We start from the raw sequence: 16,372 nt of genomic DNA on the forward strand, positions 1-16,372 counted from the left end.
CCCTCCGTCACAGCTCGTCCCCAACCATCGCCGAATCCGTTCCGGAATTGATCCGGACGGTTCGAACCGGGGGCAGCGGGCTCCCGGACGGGGTCGAAGGGGTTCACCGTGCATCGTCGTTCCTGGTCACGCGCCGGCGTGGCCGCACTGGTCGGGGGAGTGGCCCTCCTCGGCCTCGCCCCACCCGCGTTCGCCGCCCCCGGCGACGCCGCCGCCACCGCGCTCAGCATCGACCTGGGCGTGGGGGCCGGCACCATCCCGGGCCTGGCCCTGAGCGCCGACGTCGACCTGGGCTTCGTCGACGCCCCACCGAGCGACTCGGCCACCGGCCTCGGCGTCGCAGCCGCCCTCGGCGGTGCCACCGGGGTCGGCGCGTCCAGCGGCACGGCCTCGACGACGGCGACCTCCAACGCCGTGGGCAGCGCGGCGACCTCGACCGTGCAGGGCCTCGACCTGAGCGTCCTCGGGGCGCGGATCTCGGCCACCACCCTGTCGGGCACCACCAGCTGCCCGGTGGGCAGCGCCCCCGTCGCCGACACCGAGGTGGTCGGCCTGCAGGTGTTCGGCCAGGGCGTCGGCGCCGCCGGCACCGCGACCGTCAGCACCGGCGTCCAGATCACGCCGCTGCTGTCGGGCACGCTGACCGCCTCCGTGGTCACCGGCGCCGAGGGCGTCGTCGGGAGCACCGCCACCGCGACGGCGCTCCGCATCCAGCTGTCGCTGACGGCCACCGTCGCCGCGATCCCCGTGACGATCCAGCTCGGCGACGTCGTCGCCGGCCAGGCCACCTGCACCACCCCGACCGCCGTCGCCCCGACCGCCACCGGGCTCACCCCCGGCTCGGGCCCGGCCGCCGGCGGCACCCAGGTCACCGTCACCGGATCCGGATTCGTCGCCGGGGCCACCACGGTGACCATCGGCGGGACGGTCGTCCCGGCCGCCGCCGTCACGGTGAACTCCCCGACCTCGCTGACGTTCACCACCCCGGCGGGCGCGGTGGGCGCCACCACCGTCACCGTCGGCACCGCGGCCGGTACGTCGGGTCCGCTGCCCTTCCAGTACCTGGCCGCGCCGACCGCCACGGGCCTCAGCCCCACCTCCGGTCCGGTCGCTGGCGGCACCGCGGTCACCGTCCTCGGCACCGGCTTCGTGGCCGGGTCCACCTCGGTGACCATCGGGGGGGTGGTCGTCCCGGCCACCGCCGTCACGGTCAACTCCCCGACGTCGCTGACCTTCAGCACCCCGGCCAACCCCGCGGGCCCGGCCAGCGTCACCGTGACCGCCCCCGGCGGCACCTCGGCGCCGCTCACCTTCCAGTACATCCCGCCCGTGCCCACCGCCACCGGCCTGACCCCCACGGCCGGTCCGACCGCCGGCGGCACGACGGTGACCCTCACCGGTTCCGGCTTCGTCGCCGGTGCCACGTCGGTGACCATCGGTGCGGTCGTCGTCCCGGCGGCGGGGGTCACGGTGACCTCGCCGACGACGCTGACCTTCGCCACTCCGCCGGCCGCGGCCGGCACCGTCGACGTCACGGCCACCACGGCCGGGGGGACGACGGCCCCGCAGCAGTTCACCTACGTTCCGGCCCCGGTCTCGGCCTCCCTCACCCCGACCTCCGGTCCGACCGGCGGCGGCACGACGGTGACGCTGACCGGGTCCGGCTTCGTCGCCGGTGCCACGTCGGTGACCATCGGTGCGGTCGTCGTCCCGGCGGCGGGGGTCACGGTGACCTCGCCGACGACGCTGACCTTCGCCACCCCGCCGGCCGCGGCCGGGACCGTCGACGTCACGGCCGCCACGGCGGGGGGGACGACGGCGCCGCTGCAGTACACCTACGTGCCCGCCCCGGTCGCGACGTCGTTGGACCCCACCGCCGGTCCGACCGCCGGCGGGACGCCGGTGACGGTGACCGGTGACGGGTTCGTCCCCGGCACCACGGTGACCGTGGACGGCACCGCCGTCCCGGCAGCCGACGTCGTGGTCGTCTCGGCGACGGAGCTGACCTTCGTGACCCCGCCGGGTGCGGCCGGTGTCGCGGACGTCGTCGTGTCCACCCCCGGTGGCGTCACCCCGGCGCTGCCGTTCGAGTACGTGGCCGCCCCGGCTGCCACCTCGCTGACCCCGACCGACGGCCCCACCGCGGGCGGGACGACGGTGACGGTGACCGGTACCGGCTTCGTCGCCGGCGTCACGACCGTGACCGTCGACGGGGCTCCGGCCACCGCGGTGACGGTGACGTCCCCGACCTCGCTGACGTTCGCGACGCCTCCGGGCGTCGCGGGTCCGGCCGACGTCGTGGTGACCACGGCGGGTGGGGCGACCGCCCCGCTGGTGTTCACCTACGTAGCGGCTCCGGTCGCTGCGTTGCTGACCCCGTCGTCGGGTCCCACGGCTGGTGGGACGTCGGTGTCGGTGACCGGTGACGCGTTCGTCGACGGCGGCACCGCGGTGACCGTCGGCGGCGTGCCCGCGACCGGGGTGTCGGTGACCTCGCCGACCACGCTGACCTTCGTGACGCCCCCGGGTGCCGCTGGTCCGGTGGACGTCGTGGTGACCACGGCCGGCGGCGCCACCGCTCCGCTGCCGTACACCTACGTGGCGGCTCCGGTGGCGACGTCGCTGACGCCGACCGAGGGCCCGACCGCCGGTGGGACGTCGGTGACGGTGACCGGTGACGGGTTCGTCGACGGGGCCACCGCGGTGACCGTCGGCGGTGTCCTGGTGCCGGTCGCCGACGTGACCGTGGTGTCCCCGACCGAGCTGGTCATCGTGACGCCTCCGGGTGTCGCGGGTGCGGCCGATGTCGTGGTGACGACGGCGGGTGGGTCGACCGCTCCGTTGGTGTTCACCTACGTGGCGGCTCCGGTGACGACGTCGCTGACGCCCACCGAGGGGCCGACCGCCGGTGGGACGACAGTGGCGGTGGTCGGTGACGGGTTCGTCGACGGCGGCACCTCGGTGACCGTCGACGGTGTGCCGGCGACCACGGTGACGGTGGTCTCCCCGACGGAGCTGACGTTCGTGACGCCTCCGGGTGTCGCGGGTCCGGCCGATGTCGTGGTGACCACGGCCGGTGGGGCCTCCGCTCCGCTGGTGTTCACCTACGTCGCTGCGCCGGCTGCCGCGTCGTCGACGCCGACCGAGGGGCCCGCCGCGGGTGGGACGACCGTGACGGTGGTCGGTGACGGCTTCGTCGACGGTGCCACCGCGGTGACCGTCGACGGGGTGCCGGCGACGGCGGTCACGGTGACGTCCCCGACGGAGCTCACGTTCGTGACGCCTCCCGGGGTTGCGGGTCCCGCGGACGTCGTGGTGACCACGGCCGGCGGGGCCACGGCTCCGCTGCCCTTCACCTACGTGGCCGCCCCGGTGGTCTCGTCGCTGACCCCCAGCGCGGGGCCGACGGCGGGCGGGACGGTGGTCACGGTGACCGGTGACGGCTTCGTCCCCGGTGCCACCACGGTGACCGTCGACGGGGTCCCGGCGACCGCCGTCACGGTGACCTCGCCGACGTCGCTGACGTTCACCACGCCTCCGGGCGCGGCGGGCGCCGCGGACGTCGTGGTGGGCACGGTCGGCGGGACCTCGTCCCCGCTGCCGTTCGAGTACGTCGCCGCGCCGGTCGCCGCGTCGCTGACCCCCACCTCGGGGCCGACGACCGGTGGCACGACGGTGACGGTGACGGGCACGGGCTTCGTGCCCGGCGCCACGACGGTGACCGTCGACGGGACGCCCGTCCCGGCCGCGGACACCGCCGTGGTGTCGCCGACGACGTTGACCATCACCACGCCCCCGGGCGCGGCGGGGGTCGTGGACGTCGTCGTCACCACCCCGGGCGGCAGCACGGCGCCGCTGGCGTACGAGTACACGCCGGTGGTGCCCACCGCGGCCGGCCTGAGCCCCGCGTCGGGCCCGACCACGGGTGGCACGACGGTCACCCTGACCGGCTCGGGTTTCCTGCCCGGGGCGACGACGGTGGCCATCGGCGGTGCGACCGTGCCGGCCACGGTCACCTCGCCGACGACCCTGACGTTCACCACCCCGCCGCAGGCCGCGGGCACCGTCGACGTCACCGCCTCCACGGCGGCCGGGACGACGGCGCCGCTGTCCTACACCTACCTGGCGGCCCCGGTCGCCGGGTCGTTGTCCCCGGCGGCGGGCCCGAGCACGGGTGGCACCACGGTGACCGTGACCGGTACCGGGTTCGTGCCCGGCGCCACCACGGTGACCATCGGTGGGGTCCTCGTCCCGGCCGGCCAGGTGACCGTCACCGGACCGACCACGCTGACGTTCACGACCCCGCCGCACGTCGCGGGCGTCGTCGACGTCGTCGTGGCCACCCCGGGCGGCGCCAGCACCGCGCTGCCGTTCCTGTACGAGGCGGTGGCGCCGGTCGTGACCGGTATCAGCCCGGCCACCGGGCCCGCCGGCGGCGGCACCACGGTGACCGTCGTCGGCACCGGGTTCGTGCCGGGCGGCACCACGGTGACCATCGGGGGGGTCGTGCTCCCCGCCGACCAGGTCACGGTCACCAGCCCGACCACGCTGACCTTCGTGACCCCGCCCGGGGCCGCGGGCGCGGTCGGCGTCTCGGTCACCACGCTGGGCGGTCGCAGCACCGAGTTGCCCTTCCGGTACGCCGACGGACCGGCGTCCGGCGGGGTCGGCGGGTCCAGCGGCCCGGGCTCCGGGTCCACCGGCTCCGCGACCTCCGGCACCGGGTACGCCGGCACCGGGTCGTACGGCACCGGGGCCTCCGGCACCTGGCGCTCCGGCTCGTACGGGCCGTCGGGTCTGGCCTACACGGGGGCCGACCTGGCGCTCCCGGTGCTGGGTGGCGGGCTCGCCCTGCTGGTCGGGACGGCCCTGCTGCTGGGTGGACGGCGCCGTTCGGACGGGTGACCCCGACCTGACCGACCGGTGACGGCCTCGGCCCCCACGTGCATGCGCGTGGGGGCCGTGGCCGTGCCCGGGCACCGATGAGTCGGGAGCGCCGTGGTGGTCTGCACGGCATGGACCCCGCTCCCGTCCTCGACCTGGTCGACCGGCACGTCGCCGAGGGCCGGTACCCCGGCGCCGTCGTCGCCCTCCGGCACGCCGGGACGACGACCGTGCACCCCACCGGCACCCTCGCAGTCGACGGCACCGCACCGGTCACCGCCGACACCCCCTTCCGGATCGCGTCGCTGAGCAAACCCTTCGGCGGCGTGCTGGCGCTGTCGCTGGTCGCCGACGGCCAGCTCGACCTCGACGCCGACGTCGCCCGCTGGCTGCCCGAGCTCGCCCACCCGCAGGTGCTGCGCCACCCGGACGCCGCGCTGGACGACACCGTCCCCGCGCCGCGACCGGTCACCGTGCGGGACCTGCTGCACATGACCGCCGGCACGGGCCTGCGGATGGACGACTCACCCCTGGCGCACGCGATGTGGCAGCGGGGCGTGAGCCCCGGCCCGTTCCCGCCCGTGCTCGACCCGGACACCTGGACGGCGGGGCTCGCCGTCCTACCGCTCGCGGACCAGCCCGGGGCCGGCTGGCGCTACCACACGGGCAGCGACCTGCTGGGCGTCCTGCTGACCCGGGTGACCGACCGCGCCCTGCCCGAGCTGCTCGCCGAGCGGGTCACCGGTCCGCTCGGGCTGACCGGTACCGGCTTCTGGACGGACCAGCCGCTCCCGGTGCTGTACGCCCCGGGGGACGACGGCCTCGAGGTGCTCGACCCGGCCGACGGCGTGTGGTCCCGCCCACCGGTGTTCCCCTCGCTCGGCGGCGGGCTGGTCGCCACGGCAGCCGACGTCTGCGCGTTCCTGGGCGCGGTCGCCGACGACGCCCTCCCCGGCGGGGTGCGCCGTGCCGACGTGCTGCGCGACGGTCTCACCGACGGCCAGCGCCGCGCCGCGCAGGCCTTCCTCGGCCCGGGTCGCACCTGGGCCGCGGGCAACCTGGAGCTGACGCTGGAGGTCACCGACCCCTGGACGACGCCGGGCCGCTTCGGCTGGACCGGCGGCACGGGCACGACCGCCTACGCGGACCCGGCCCTGGACCTGGTGGCCGTCCTGCTCACCCAGCGGCTGATGACCGGGCCGCACGACGGCCCCGAGGACTTCTGGCAGGCCGCACACGACGCCGTCGCCTAGCCCGGCCGCCGAGTCCGCACGAGCGAGCGGCCGCGACGCGGGCCGCGGCCGTCGGCCACGGGACGGGTGGACGGGTCAGGGCCGGCCGGCGTGCGGAACGGTCACCTCGGTGGTCAGCAGCACGGCCTCGCGGACCGGACGGCGGTTGTGCTCCAGGAAGTCCGGGGCGCAGCACAGCAGCAGGGTGCGGCCGTCGTCCCCGCCCAGCGCACAGGCGTAGACCCCGAGCCCGTCGGGGGCGCGCACCTCCTCGACCACCGCGCCGCCCGGGGCCACCCGCACGGCCCGCCCGCCCACGGCGTCGGCCACCCACACGTGGCCCTCGGCGTCACCGGTGCAGCCGTCGGGGGCGACCACCAGCTGGCCGAGCAGCTCGTCGAGGGTGCCGCCGGTGGGCACCGGCCCGAACTCGGCCCACACCCGCCGGTTCGACAATGACCCGTCAACGGCGAGGCCGAAGGCGGTGTACCGGTTGCCGAAGGTCTCACCGACCAGCAGCGTGCTGCCGTCGTCGGTGATGACCATGCCGTTGGGGAACAGCAGGTCCTCGGCGACCACGGTGATCGAGCCGTCGGGGTCGACCCGCTTGAGCGACGCCGGACCGGGCGTGCCGCCGCCCATGAGGTCGAAGCCGAAGTCGCCGACGAACACGTGCCCGGCTGCGTCCACGACGAGGTCGTTGAGCAGCCCGCCGCAGTACGGGGCGAGGGCGGCGTAGGTGGCCAGCTCGCTGCCGTCCCAGCGCAGCAGCCGCTGGTCGGTCATCGACACCACGACCAGCGACCCGTCGGGCAGCCGGCCCGACCCCGACGGCTGGGTGGGCACCTCGAGCACGACGGTCTCCTCGCCGGACGTGCTCACCTGGCTGACCGTGCCGCGGTAGAAGTCCGACACCCACCAGTGGCCCTGGTGCCAGCGCGGCCCCTCGAAGAACGAACCACCGGTCAGCAGCGTCGCGAGCGTCATGCCCGGACCCTAGGTGTGACCCACGACATCCCGCGGTGGCAGGGTGCGGGGCATGCGAGCGAGCGAGACCTGGGACGACGACCTGGCGGCGGCGATGGGCGCGAGCGCCTTCACCGCCCGCGGCGCGGTCGACATGACCGACCCCGCCTTCATCGCCGCCGCACGGGCGCGCGGCCCCGTGCCGGAGTCGGTCGAGGGCGTGGAGATCAGCGAGACCACGGTGCCGGCGTCCGACGGGCACGGGGTGACCGTGCGGGTCTACCGACCGACGTCGCCGGCCCCGCAGCGCCCGGCCTACGTGCTGTTCCACGGCGGGGGATGGTCGTTCGGGTCGCTGGAGACCGAGCACCCGCGCTGCCTGGAGCTCACCCGGCGGTGCGGTGCCGTGGGGGTCAGCGTCGACTTCCGCATGGCGCCCGACGTCCCGGCCGAGACGATCCTCGACGACTGCTGGTCGGCGTTGCGCTGGACCGCCGCCCGCGAGGACGTCGACCCCGCTCGCGTGGTGGTCACCGGCAGCAGTGCCGGGGGAGCGCTGGCGCTGTCGATGGCGCAGCTGGGCCGCGACCGGGGCGACGTCGTCCCGGCGCTGGCCCTGGCGCTCTACCCGAACACCGACGACCGCGAGCACCCCTCGCGGGTCGCGCCGGCGTTCCCGGTGATCACCGGCGAGCAGGTGGCCCAGGTGGTGCGCAACGTGCGCCAGGGGCGCGCCGACGTCCCGGCCCACGTCTTCCCCAACCGGACGGCGGACCTCACCGGCCTCTGCCCGACGTTCCTGGTGGTCGCCGGCAACGACCCGCTGCGCGACGAGGCCCTGGAGCACGCCCGTCGGCTGGTCGACGCCGACGTCCCGGTCGAGCTGCACCTGCTGCCCGGCGTCCCGCACGCCTTCGACGGCATCGCGCCGCAGGCGCAGGTCACCCGCACCGCCTACGACCTGATGTGCGCCGCGTTCGACCGGGCGGTCCGCTGAAGAGGTTGCCGTGTGCACCTGGCCCGCACGGGGCATCCCGTGCGTCCATCACCGTCACGACCTCAGGAGGCACCCCGTGGGGATGCTCAGTGGACTGCTCAAGGGGGCCGCGGCGCAGAAGCTCATCGCCGCGGCCCGCAAGCCGGAGAACCAGGCGAAGGTCAAGCGGATGATCGCCGACGCCCGCGCGAAGCGGGGCCGCAAGCACTGATCCGCTCGTCGCCGACGGCCGCCGCTCCCCCTGGGGACGGCGGCCGTCGTCGTGCGGGGGCCGGTCAGCTGAAGCGTTCGCGCAGCCGCCGCAGGGTGGCGTCGATGCCCTGCTGGGCCTTGGCCGGGAAGCCCAGCGCCCGCACCGGCAGGAAGGTGATCGTGTTGTAGCGGCTGGCGTCCCACGTCTCGGTGACCCGGGTGCCGCCCTCGACCGGTTCGAGCTCGTAGCGCCAGCGGTGCGGTGCGAAGTGCTTCCAGGCGATGCGCCGGTCGGGCTCGAACTCCACCACCGTGTTGGCGGTGCGGTAAGCAGCGCCCATCTTCATGCCCATCGAGAACCGCGACCCCAGCTCGAGCCGGTCGGGGGCCTCGACCACCTGCTGCACGGTGCCCGAGCCGTCGATCTCGGCGTGCCGCCGGGGGTCGACGAGCAGGGCGAACACCTCGGACGGGGGCGCGGGGACGACGACGGAACCGGAGGCGGTGCGGGCGACCATGCGCACCACGCTAGGGGTGGGGGACGATGTCGGCATGACCATCACGCCCCGCGAGCTCGAGGACGAGGTCACCCTGCAGGTGGCCGCCAACCGCATCGACTTCCTCTCCCGGCGCGACGCCGGCGTGGTCGAGGCGACCGCCCCGGCCGACGCCGACGACTTCCTGGCCGACCTGCGCAACACCGGCACGCGGCTCGACCGGCACGAGGCGCTGGAGCTGTTGGCCCTGGGCGAGGTGGTCTACCGCAAGGCCCACGACAGCCGGCACCTGGGCATGCACGCCGCGCTGCGCGAGGGCGCCAGCTGGTCCGACATCGCCACCGCCCTGGACGGCGACGCCGGGCTGGCCTGGGACGCCCACCACCAGTGGATCGAGGACCAGTCCCGGCTGCACCGCACCGACCCCGCCCAGGGTCTGGACGCCGGGGCCGCCGCCACCGCCCGCGACCTGTCGGGTCCGCGCCCGTAGGGAATGCGCGGCGGGGGTGGTGCGCTGGCCTCCATGAAGCACCCCACTGGAGAGGCCGTACCCATGTCGTTCCCGCTCGCCGTCCTGGACCTCGCCCCCGTCTCCCCCGGGGAGTCGGTCGGCCAGTCGATCGCGCACAGCGTCGCCCTGGCGCAGGCCGCTGAGCAGCACGGCTACACCCGGGTCTGGTACGCCGAGCACCACAACATGGCCTCGATCGCGTCGTCGGCCACCAGCGTGCTGATCAGCCACGTCGGGGCGCACACCTCGACCATCCGGCTGGGCTCGGGCGGGGTCATGCTGCCCAACCACTCGCCGCTGGTCATCGCCGAGCAGTTCGGCACCCTCGACGCGATGTACCCCGGCCGCATCGACCTGGGCCTGGGCCGGGCGCCGGGCTCGGACCAGAACACGATGTACGCGATGCGCACCGACCCGCGCTCCAGCGACCGGTTCCCGCAGGACGTGCTGGAACTGCAGGCCTACCTGGCCGGTGAGACCCGGGTGCCCGGCGTCGACGCGATCCCGGGCAAGGGCTCGAACGTGCCGCTCTACATCCTGGGTTCCTCGACCTTCGGCGCCCAGCTCGCGGCGGCGCTCGGGCTGCCCTACGGGCATGCCTCGCACTTCGCCCCGCAGGCGCTGCAGGCCGCCGTCGAGCTGTACCGCCGCGACTTCCAGCCCTCGGCGCAGCTGGCCGCACCGCACGTCATCGCCGGGGTCAACGTCCTGGCCGCCGACACCGAGGACGACGCCCGGGCCCAGTTCGAGGCCATGCGGCGCGACCGCGCGACCCGGCTCTTCGGGCGGGGCAAGGACTTCAGCGAGGAGGAGACCGACCTGCTCATGGAGTCCGGCGCCGGGCGCCAGATCGACTCGATGCTCACGCACTCGGCCGTCGGCACCCCCGCGCAGGTGCGCGAGCAGCTGGTCGACTTCCGCCGCTTCGCCGACGCCGACGAGCTGATCGTCGGTCACGCCTCGCCGACGGTCGAGCAGCGGCTGCGCTCGGTGCAGCTGCTGGCCGAGGCGATGGAGACCGTCAGCGCCTGAGGGTCACCAGTGCGCCAGCTCGGCGCAGGTGGGGCACAGGGCGCCCACGGCGCCGGGCTCGGGCGGCCACGGCAGCTCGTCGTCGTGGGTGACCCAGGCGCCGCACAGCGAGTTGCGGCGGCCACCGGCCGCGCTGCCGATGGTGGCGTGCGCGGGCCCGATGAGGGTCGGCCGGGCGCCGGCGCCGACCAGCGACCCGACCATCACCTCGGCCCGCGCGGTGCGGTAGACGAACCCCATGCGCCCCAGCGTGCCGCCGGGCAGCGGACGGGCGGGGGAGGCGCTGCGTGTCCGGGACCCCGGCCCACCCCCGGCGCCCCATCGGTCCCACCCGTCACACCAACGGGTGATGCAGAACACCGCTAGCTCCATGCTTGCTCTGGCTAGCAGTGGGCATGCATCGGTGGACCGCGAATCGAGAGAAGCCAAGGAGTCGTCATGGCCGACACCGCCACGCTCACCGCCCAGCTGCGCGCCCTGCTCCTGCTCACGCAGACCGAGGAGCAGATCGCCCGCACCCGCACCACCCAGGCCCGCACCGAGGCCGTGCGCCGCGAGCTGCAGCAGAACGCCGACAACGCCGCCGACCGGGCCGCCGCGATCACCCGCACCCTGCGCGACCTGGGCGGCGTCCCCGACGTCGTGACCCCGGCGCTGGGCCGGCTCGGCGCCGTGCTGAAGGCCACCGTCGAGCAGGCCGGCCCGCTGGACGAGGCACTGCTGGGCGACCTGTCGCTCGAGCACCAGCTGCTCGACCGCGCCACCTACCTCAAGGTGCTGGCCCAGACCGCGAAGCAGCCCCGGGTGGTCGCCCTGGCCGAGCGGCTCGTCACCGCGCACACCGCCACCGTCGAGTGGCTCACCGTCGTCCTGGCCGAGACCGCGCTCGGTGGCCCCGCCGCCCTGCGGCCCACCCCCGTGCAGCGCGTCACCGGCGGCGCCGCCCGCCTGGCCTCGCTGCCGGCCCGCTCCGTCGCCGACGCGGTGAACAAGGTCGTCGACACCACCAACCAGGTGTCCGAGGCCGCCGCCGCGAAGCTCACCGCCGCCACCGCCCGGGCCACCGTGTTCGCCGGCGCCGTGCGCGAGTCGCTGGCCGACGGCCGCAACGCATCCCTGGAGGAGGGTGAGCGACAGGCCCGCAGGGCCAGCGAGCGCGAGGTCGCGGAGGTCATCCACGACACCCGCACCGAGCTGGGTGCCCTGCGCGCCGACGAGCTGCCCATCACCGGCTACGGCGAGCTGACCGGCCCCGACGCCGTCAAGGCCGTCAAGGAGCTCCGCAGCGCCGCCGACATCGAGGCCGTCATCCGCTTCGAGGAGGAGAACAAGAACCGCTCCTCCGTCGTGGGCGCCGCCCAGACCCAGCTGGCAGCCCTGGCCAAGGAGGCCGTCGGCGTCAGCTGACCCCGTCCACCGAGGCCCGCACCCCCCCCGCGGTGCGGGCCTCAGTGCTGCCGGGGCTCCGGCTCGTGCGGCGCGACCGCGTCGGCCTCGTGCACCGAGGACACCCACACCGGTTCCGGGTGGGTCTCGGCGCCGGCCGCGAGGTCCTCGGCGGTGCGCAGCTTGGCGACCTTGAACACCAGCACGCCGAACCCGACCTTGGCGACGACGTCGGCCGCGGAGTAGGCCACCTGCATGCCGACGAACCACGACGGCGTGACGTCGACGAACACCGGCACCGCGTAGACCAGCGGGTACACCCCGAACGTGGACAACAGCACGACCGCGGCGTTGCGCAGGCTGGCGAACGACTCCGCGGACATCGAGCCGCGCGACCCGCGGACGGCACCGACCAGGGCGACGTACAGGTAGCCGAAGAACGCCGTGGAGACCAGCCCCCACCCGACGAGCGCGCCGGTGGACCGGCCCTCGGCCACGACCTGCGACCCCACGAAGCCGGTGACGACCATGAGGAAGGCGGCCGCCATCGTGCTCGCGCGGACCCGGCGCGCGCGGGCCCCGGCCAGGGCGCACACGGCCAGCAACTCGACGGTCAGCAACGGCACGGTCACCGACCAGTCGACGTACCGGGTGAACAGCGACGAGCGGGCCGGCTCCCCGGGTTCGTACACCCCGTCGACCAGGGTGAACCCCGTGTCGACGGCGTGGTGGACCAGCGCGTAGGACACCGTCGCGACGGCACCGATGCACAGGGCGGCGACCACCGCCGGCCGGTACCGGACACCGACCTCCGACGCCGACCGCCACGAGTGCAGCGTGTGGGCGAGCAGTGCGAACGCGGCAGCCAGCACCGCGAAGACGACGACGTCGTGCTGGCCGGGCGTCAGCGTCTGCAGCTCAGGGGTCGGGGTGTCGTACAGCACGGGGCCTCCCGGGTCGGGAACGGGCGCCCGGTCTCGACGCCCGGACCCGCTACCCGCACACGTCGCGGGTCGAACCGGGCCCGCACCCTGCACGGGTGCGGGCCCGGGTCCTCAGTTGCCCTTGACGTTCACGACCTGGCGCAGCACGTGCCGCACCTCGACGAGGTCGGCCGCGTCGGCCATCACCTGGTCGATCGGCTTGTAGGCGTCGGGGTGCTCGTCGAGGAACGCGTCGGACTCGCCCCACGCCACGCCGGCCATCCGTGCGTCGAGGTCGGCCCGGTCGAACAGCTTGCGCGCCGCCGTCCGGCTGTGGCTGCGCCCGGCCCCGTGCGGGGCCGAGTGCAACGACCGGACGTCGCCCTTGCCCACCACGACGTAGGACGCCGCACCCATCGAGCCCGGGATCAGCCCGGGCTCGCCGGCCCGTGCCGAGATCGCGCCCTTGCGGGACAGCCACACCTCGCGCCCGAAGTGCCGCTCGCGCGCGGTGTAGTTGTGGTGGCACCGGATGGCCTCCTGCGCCTGCACCTCGACCCCGAGGAACCGGCCGAGCTGGTCGAGCACCCGGTCCATCATCTCCTCGCGGTTGAGGAAGGCGAACCGCTGCGCCCACAGCAGCGCCTCGAGGTAGGCGTCGAACTCGGGCTCGCCCTCCACGAGGTAGGCGAGGTCCCGGTCGGGCAGCTCGACGAACCGCCGGCGGCACTGCTCGCGGGCCACCGCGATGTGCTTCTGGGCGAGCTTGTTGCCCACGCCGCGCGAGCCCGAGTGCAGGAACGCCCACACCCGGTCGGACTCGTCGAGGCTCACCTCGATGAAGTGGTTGCCCGAGCCGAGGGTGCCCAGCTGCTGCGGCCAGTGCTTCGCGACCGCGTCGGCCTGGTCGATGCCCGGCATCGTGCGCAGCTCTGCGATGCGCGGCTCGGCGGAGGCACGGATCTTCTGGTTCCGGCCACCGGCCGACAGCGGGACCGAGCGGCTGATCTGCGCGTGCAGCGGTGACAGGTCGCGGCCGTCGAGGTCCGCGGCCGTGAACTGCGTGCGGACGGCGGCCATGCCGCAGCCGATGTCGACCCCGACCGCGGCCGGGATGATCGCGCCGTCGGTCGGGATCACCGAGCCGACCGTCGCGCCGAGGCCGAGGTGGGCGTCGGGCATGAGGGCCACGTGCGGGAAGACGAACGGCATGGTGGCCGTGCGCTGTGCCTGCTCGCGGGTGGAGTCCTCGAGGAGGGACGCCCAGCTGAGCAGGCGTCCGTCGATGGTGTGCATGGTCCTTCCCTGGTCGATGGGGTGGAGTGGTCGGCGCCGACCGGGGGTGGAGTCAACCCGCTGCTCACGCTGCGCGCCTCCGGTTTTCCCTCCGTCACCCGCGTGGCTGGACTCCGTCACCCGAGGGGGTCGGTTCGGCTTCAGGAACCGGCGTGTCGGCCGACAACGCAGAGGTGAGCTGGGGAACACGACGCGCGCCGACACGGCTGGTGTCCGCGCTGGCCGAGGGCGAGTCCGTGGTGGCGGTGACCGAGTGCGTCCCGCTGACGGACTCCCTCGACGTGCCGGTCGGTGACGACGCGCGCACCGCGGTGCTCACCGACCGGGCGCTCTACTGCTGCACGGTCGGCGGTGACGTCGTCCCCCTGCCGTTCTCGCGCATGCGGGAGCTGAACCGGCGCGGGTTCGCGCTGCTGTTCTTCCGCTTCGACGATGCGCACGCCACGTGGGAGCTGCGCGACCAGCGGTTCGCCGCGAAGGCCGAGCGGCGCTTCGCCCAGCACGGTCTGGCCGCGCACAAGGCGTGGGTGGGCACCGGGCGCGAGCCGGGTCGTGAGCCCGCCGGCTTCCGGCACCAGGCCCACCTCGACCTGCTCAACCGGCTCGCCGGCGGGGCGGAGTTCGCCGACGCGGTGGCCGACCAGCGCGTCCTGGTCGACCAGCTGGTGTGGACCGAGACCGGCGACCGCGCCTCCTGCCGTGCCGCGCTGCGGCGCCTGGGCACGGTGCACCGACAGCTGCACGCCGACCTGACGGTCATCGCCGAGGCCGCCCCGAGCCTGGCCATGGCCCAGCACGCCCTCGTGCTCGTCGACCAGCCCTCGCCCTGGCAGGGCGAGGTGGCCGAGCCGGTCGACGACGGCCCGACCGCCGCCGAGCTCGCCGGCCTGACGCCGGACGCCCCGCCCGTGTGGGTGGACGCCCGGCGCGAGAAGGTCAGCTGACCTCGCTCAGCTGACCTCGACGCCCTTCCAGAAGGCGACCCGGTCGGTGATCTCCTTCGCGGCCTCCTTGGGCTCGCGGTAGGTCCACGCGGCGTCGGTGTTGGTCTGCCCGCCGGCCTCGATCGAGAAGTAGCTGGCGTCGCCCTTCCACGGGCAGTGGCTGGTGGTCTCGGTGGGGGACAGGACGCCCTCGCGCACCGAGCTGAGCGGGAAGTAGGCGTTGCCCTCGACGGTGACGATGTCGTCGGACTCGGCGATGACGGTGCCGTTCCAGGTAGCGGTGGTCATGCCCACGATTCTCCGCGCCTCCGGCCGCTCCCGCAGCCGGCTCAGCGGGCGACGGCCTGGCCGGCGCCGAACCACGAGTGCGGCGCCCGGGTCTCGACCACCCGCTTGCCCAGCGGGAACAGGCCGACGAGCGCGAGCTTGAACGAGGCGACGCCGAACGGGATGCCGATGATCGTCAGGCAGAAGGCGATGCCCGAGACGATGTGCAGCAGCGCCAGCCACCAGCCGGCGACGACGAACCACACCAGGTTGCCCAGCGCCGAGGCGAGGCCGGCGTGCGGGTCGGCCACCGTCGTGCGCCCGAACGGCAGGACGACGAAGAACGCCAACCGGAACGCCGCGATCCCGAACGGGATGCCGACGATCGTCACGCAGGCGATCAGCCCGGCGATGAGGTAGGCCAGTGCCAGGACCCAGCCCTGGAACACGAGCCAGACGAGGTTGAGCAGCAGTCGCAGTCCGTCCACGTGCAGATCACGAGCCGCACCGCGGGACCGTTCCCGCCGACGAGTGAGACTGTGCGTACCCGGTGTGCGGACCAGGCGGTCCGACCGGCATGATCGTCGCTGCCCGTCGAACCCCCTGGAGGACCTTCGTGACCACGCCCGGCTCAGGCGACCAGCCGCACAACCCCGGCCCGAACTCCGGTCAGGGCTGGGGGCAGCAGCCGCCGTCCGGCTCCGACCAGCCCGGCCAGACCCCGTCGGGGCAGCAGTGGAGCGCCCCCCAGGGCCAGCCGCAGCAGCCCGGTCAGCCCCAGCAGTTCGGCCAGCCGGGTCAGCCCGGTCAGCCCCAGCAGTTCGGCCAGCCCGGTCAGCCCGGCCAGCAGCCGTGGGGCGCGCCCGGTGCGCAGCCGCAGCAGCCGCAGAAGAAGAGCGGCCTGGCCCGCATCCTCCCGGTCATCGCCGGCGTCGTCGCGGTCATCGTGGTCGGCTTCCTGGTGCGCGGCTTCCTCGGTGGCGGCGCCCCCGAGGTCGGCGACTGCGTGAAGTCCGACGGCGCGTCCTACGACGTGGTCGACTGCGACTCCGACGACGCCGAGTACCGCATCTTCGGCACCGACGACGACATGACCGAGTCCGAGTTCCGGGCCGACGTCGACACCTGCCAGGCCGCCGCGACGCAGAACAACATCACCGACGGTGTGTCGCTCTGGTACGGCAACACCGGCGACAAGGGCGAGGTCTTCTGCGCCGAGACGCTCTGACCCCAGCACCTCGCACG

General features: G+C 74.7%; 16 protein-coding genes. 9 read left to right on the top strand and 7 right to left on the bottom strand.

The window, feature by feature from the left end:
* The first annotated feature begins 138 nt into the window (after positions 1–138).
* Both BLP29_RS16785 and BLP29_RS16790 read left to right on the top strand, forming a co-directional pair.
* Positions 139–4,905: a beta strand repeat-containing protein gene (locus tag BLP29_RS16785; protein WP_133379240.1), complete on the top strand. Its 4,767-nt coding sequence runs from the start codon at positions 139–141 to the stop codon at positions 4,903–4,905.
* Between the two features lie 110 nt (positions 4,906–5,015).
* Positions 5,016–6,137, top strand: coding sequence for a serine hydrolase domain-containing protein (locus tag BLP29_RS16790; protein ID WP_092806650.1), 1,122 nt, complete (start codon positions 5,016–5,018; stop codon positions 6,135–6,137).
* A gap of 75 nt (positions 6,138–6,212) precedes the next feature.
* Here the strand turns inward: BLP29_RS16790 and BLP29_RS16795 are convergent, their stop codons facing one another.
* Complete coding sequence (locus BLP29_RS16795) at positions 6,213–7,103, bottom strand: SMP-30/gluconolactonase/LRE family protein (RefSeq protein ID WP_092806652.1); 891 nt, start codon at positions 7,101–7,103, stop codon at positions 6,213–6,215.
* 52 nt (positions 7,104–7,155) lie between these two features.
* Between BLP29_RS16795 and BLP29_RS16800 the strand changes: the two genes are divergently transcribed.
* Positions 7,156–8,079, top strand: coding sequence for an alpha/beta hydrolase (locus tag BLP29_RS16800; RefSeq protein WP_092806654.1), 924 nt, complete (start codon positions 7,156–7,158; stop codon positions 8,077–8,079).
* Between the two features lie 82 nt (positions 8,080–8,161).
* Complete coding sequence (locus BLP29_RS21845; RefSeq protein ID WP_279385461.1) at positions 8,162–8,290, top strand: hypothetical protein; 129 nt, start codon at positions 8,162–8,164, stop codon at positions 8,288–8,290.
* Positions 8,291–8,354: 64 nt separating this feature from the next.
* On the opposite strand, the gene BLP29_RS16805 is transcribed toward BLP29_RS21845, so the two are convergent.
* Complete coding sequence (locus BLP29_RS16805) at positions 8,355–8,789, bottom strand: SRPBCC family protein (protein ID WP_092806984.1); 435 nt, start codon at positions 8,787–8,789, stop codon at positions 8,355–8,357.
* Between the two features lie 34 nt (positions 8,790–8,823).
* On the opposite strand from BLP29_RS16805, the gene BLP29_RS16810 reads away from it, so the two are divergent.
* Both BLP29_RS16810 and BLP29_RS16815 read left to right on the top strand, forming a co-directional pair.
* Positions 8,824–9,258 (top strand): hypothetical protein, encoded by a 435-nt coding sequence (locus BLP29_RS16810; protein ID WP_092806656.1) that lies wholly within the window; start codon positions 8,824–8,826, stop codon positions 9,256–9,258.
* 63 nt (positions 9,259–9,321) lie between these two features.
* Positions 9,322–10,311, top strand: a complete 990-nt coding sequence (locus BLP29_RS16815) for an LLM class flavin-dependent oxidoreductase (RefSeq protein ID WP_092806658.1) — start codon at positions 9,322–9,324, stop codon at positions 10,309–10,311.
* 3 nt (positions 10,312–10,314) lie between these two features.
* On the opposite strand, the gene BLP29_RS16820 is transcribed toward BLP29_RS16815, so the two are convergent.
* On the bottom strand, positions 10,315–10,551 hold the full coding sequence (locus BLP29_RS16820; RefSeq protein ID WP_092806660.1) for a hypothetical protein: 237 nt from the start codon (positions 10,549–10,551) through the stop codon (positions 10,315–10,317).
* Positions 10,552–10,749: 198 nt separating this feature from the next.
* Here BLP29_RS16820 and BLP29_RS16825 point away from each other — a divergent pair, with 198 nt between their 5' ends.
* Positions 10,750–11,718 (top strand): hypothetical protein, encoded by a 969-nt coding sequence (locus BLP29_RS16825; protein ID WP_092806662.1) that lies wholly within the window; start codon positions 10,750–10,752, stop codon positions 11,716–11,718.
* 41 nt (positions 11,719–11,759) lie between these two features.
* On the opposite strand, the gene BLP29_RS16830 is transcribed toward BLP29_RS16825, so the two are convergent.
* Positions 11,760–12,641 carry a bacteriorhodopsin gene (locus BLP29_RS16830; RefSeq protein ID WP_243470045.1) on the bottom strand — a complete coding sequence of 294 codons (882 nt, stop codon included), beginning with the start codon at positions 12,639–12,641 and terminating at the stop codon, positions 11,760–11,762.
* A gap of 111 nt (positions 12,642–12,752) precedes the next feature.
* A complete protein-coding gene (locus BLP29_RS16835) occupies positions 12,753–13,916 on the bottom strand; it encodes an RtcB family protein (RefSeq protein WP_092806666.1) in 1,164 nt (387 codons plus the stop codon).
* 209 nt (positions 13,917–14,125) lie between these two features.
* On the opposite strand from BLP29_RS16835, the gene BLP29_RS16840 reads away from it, so the two are divergent.
* Positions 14,126–14,860: a hypothetical protein gene (locus BLP29_RS16840; protein WP_092806668.1), complete on the top strand. Its 735-nt coding sequence runs from the start codon at positions 14,126–14,128 to the stop codon at positions 14,858–14,860.
* 6 nt (positions 14,861–14,866) lie between these two features.
* Here BLP29_RS16840 and BLP29_RS16845 read toward each other — a convergent pair whose 3' ends face one another.
* Both BLP29_RS16845 and BLP29_RS16850 read right to left on the bottom strand, forming a co-directional pair.
* Positions 14,867–15,148 (bottom strand): DUF427 domain-containing protein, encoded by a 282-nt coding sequence (locus BLP29_RS16845; RefSeq protein ID WP_092806986.1) that lies wholly within the window; start codon positions 15,146–15,148, stop codon positions 14,867–14,869.
* Between the two features lie 41 nt (positions 15,149–15,189).
* Positions 15,190–15,615, bottom strand: a complete 426-nt coding sequence (locus BLP29_RS16850) for a YccF domain-containing protein (protein WP_243470046.1) — start codon at positions 15,613–15,615, stop codon at positions 15,190–15,192.
* Positions 15,616–15,743: 128 nt separating this feature from the next.
* Between BLP29_RS16850 and BLP29_RS21330 the strand changes: the two genes are divergently transcribed.
* Positions 15,744–16,355 (top strand): LppU/SCO3897 family protein, encoded by a 612-nt coding sequence (locus tag BLP29_RS21330; RefSeq protein WP_092806670.1) that lies wholly within the window; start codon positions 15,744–15,746, stop codon positions 16,353–16,355.
* Positions 16,356–16,372: the final 17 nt, after the last annotated feature.

Source organism: Klenkia marina (assembly GCF_900101025.1).
GTDB classification, from domain to species: Bacteria; Actinomycetota; Actinomycetes; order Mycobacteriales; family Geodermatophilaceae; genus Klenkia; species Klenkia marina.

Excerpts from the sequence above, each read along its gene's own strand:
- BLP29_RS21845 (WP_279385461.1), top strand. The coding sequence starts at position 8,162 with ATGCTCAGTGGACTGCTCAAGGGGGCCGCGGCGCAGAAGCTCATCGCC.
- BLP29_RS16820 (WP_092806660.1), bottom strand. The coding sequence starts at position 10,551 with ATGGGGTTCGTCTACCGCACCGCGCGGGCCGAGGTGATGGTCGGGTCG.
- BLP29_RS16805 (WP_092806984.1), bottom strand. The coding sequence starts at position 8,789 with ATGGTCGCCCGCACCGCCTCCGGTTCCGTCGTCGTCCCCGCGCCCCCG.
- BLP29_RS16810 (WP_092806656.1), top strand. The coding sequence starts at position 8,824 with ATGACCATCACGCCCCGCGAGCTCGAGGACGAGGTCACCCTGCAGGTG.
- BLP29_RS16845 (WP_092806986.1), bottom strand. The coding sequence starts at position 15,148 with ATGACCACCGCTACCTGGAACGGCACCGTCATCGCCGAGTCCGACGAC.
- BLP29_RS16795 (WP_092806652.1), bottom strand. The coding sequence starts at position 7,103 with ATGACGCTCGCGACGCTGCTGACCGGTGGTTCGTTCTTCGAGGGGCCG.
- BLP29_RS16800 (WP_092806654.1), top strand. The coding sequence starts at position 7,156 with ATGCGAGCGAGCGAGACCTGGGACGACGACCTGGCGGCGGCGATGGGC.
- BLP29_RS16825 (WP_092806662.1), top strand. The coding sequence starts at position 10,750 with ATGGCCGACACCGCCACGCTCACCGCCCAGCTGCGCGCCCTGCTCCTG.
- BLP29_RS16835 (WP_092806666.1), bottom strand. The coding sequence starts at position 13,916 with ATGCACACCATCGACGGACGCCTGCTCAGCTGGGCGTCCCTCCTCGAG.
- BLP29_RS16790 (WP_092806650.1), top strand. The coding sequence starts at position 5,016 with ATGGACCCCGCTCCCGTCCTCGACCTGGTCGACCGGCACGTCGCCGAG.
- BLP29_RS16815 (WP_092806658.1), top strand. The coding sequence starts at position 9,322 with ATGTCGTTCCCGCTCGCCGTCCTGGACCTCGCCCCCGTCTCCCCCGGG.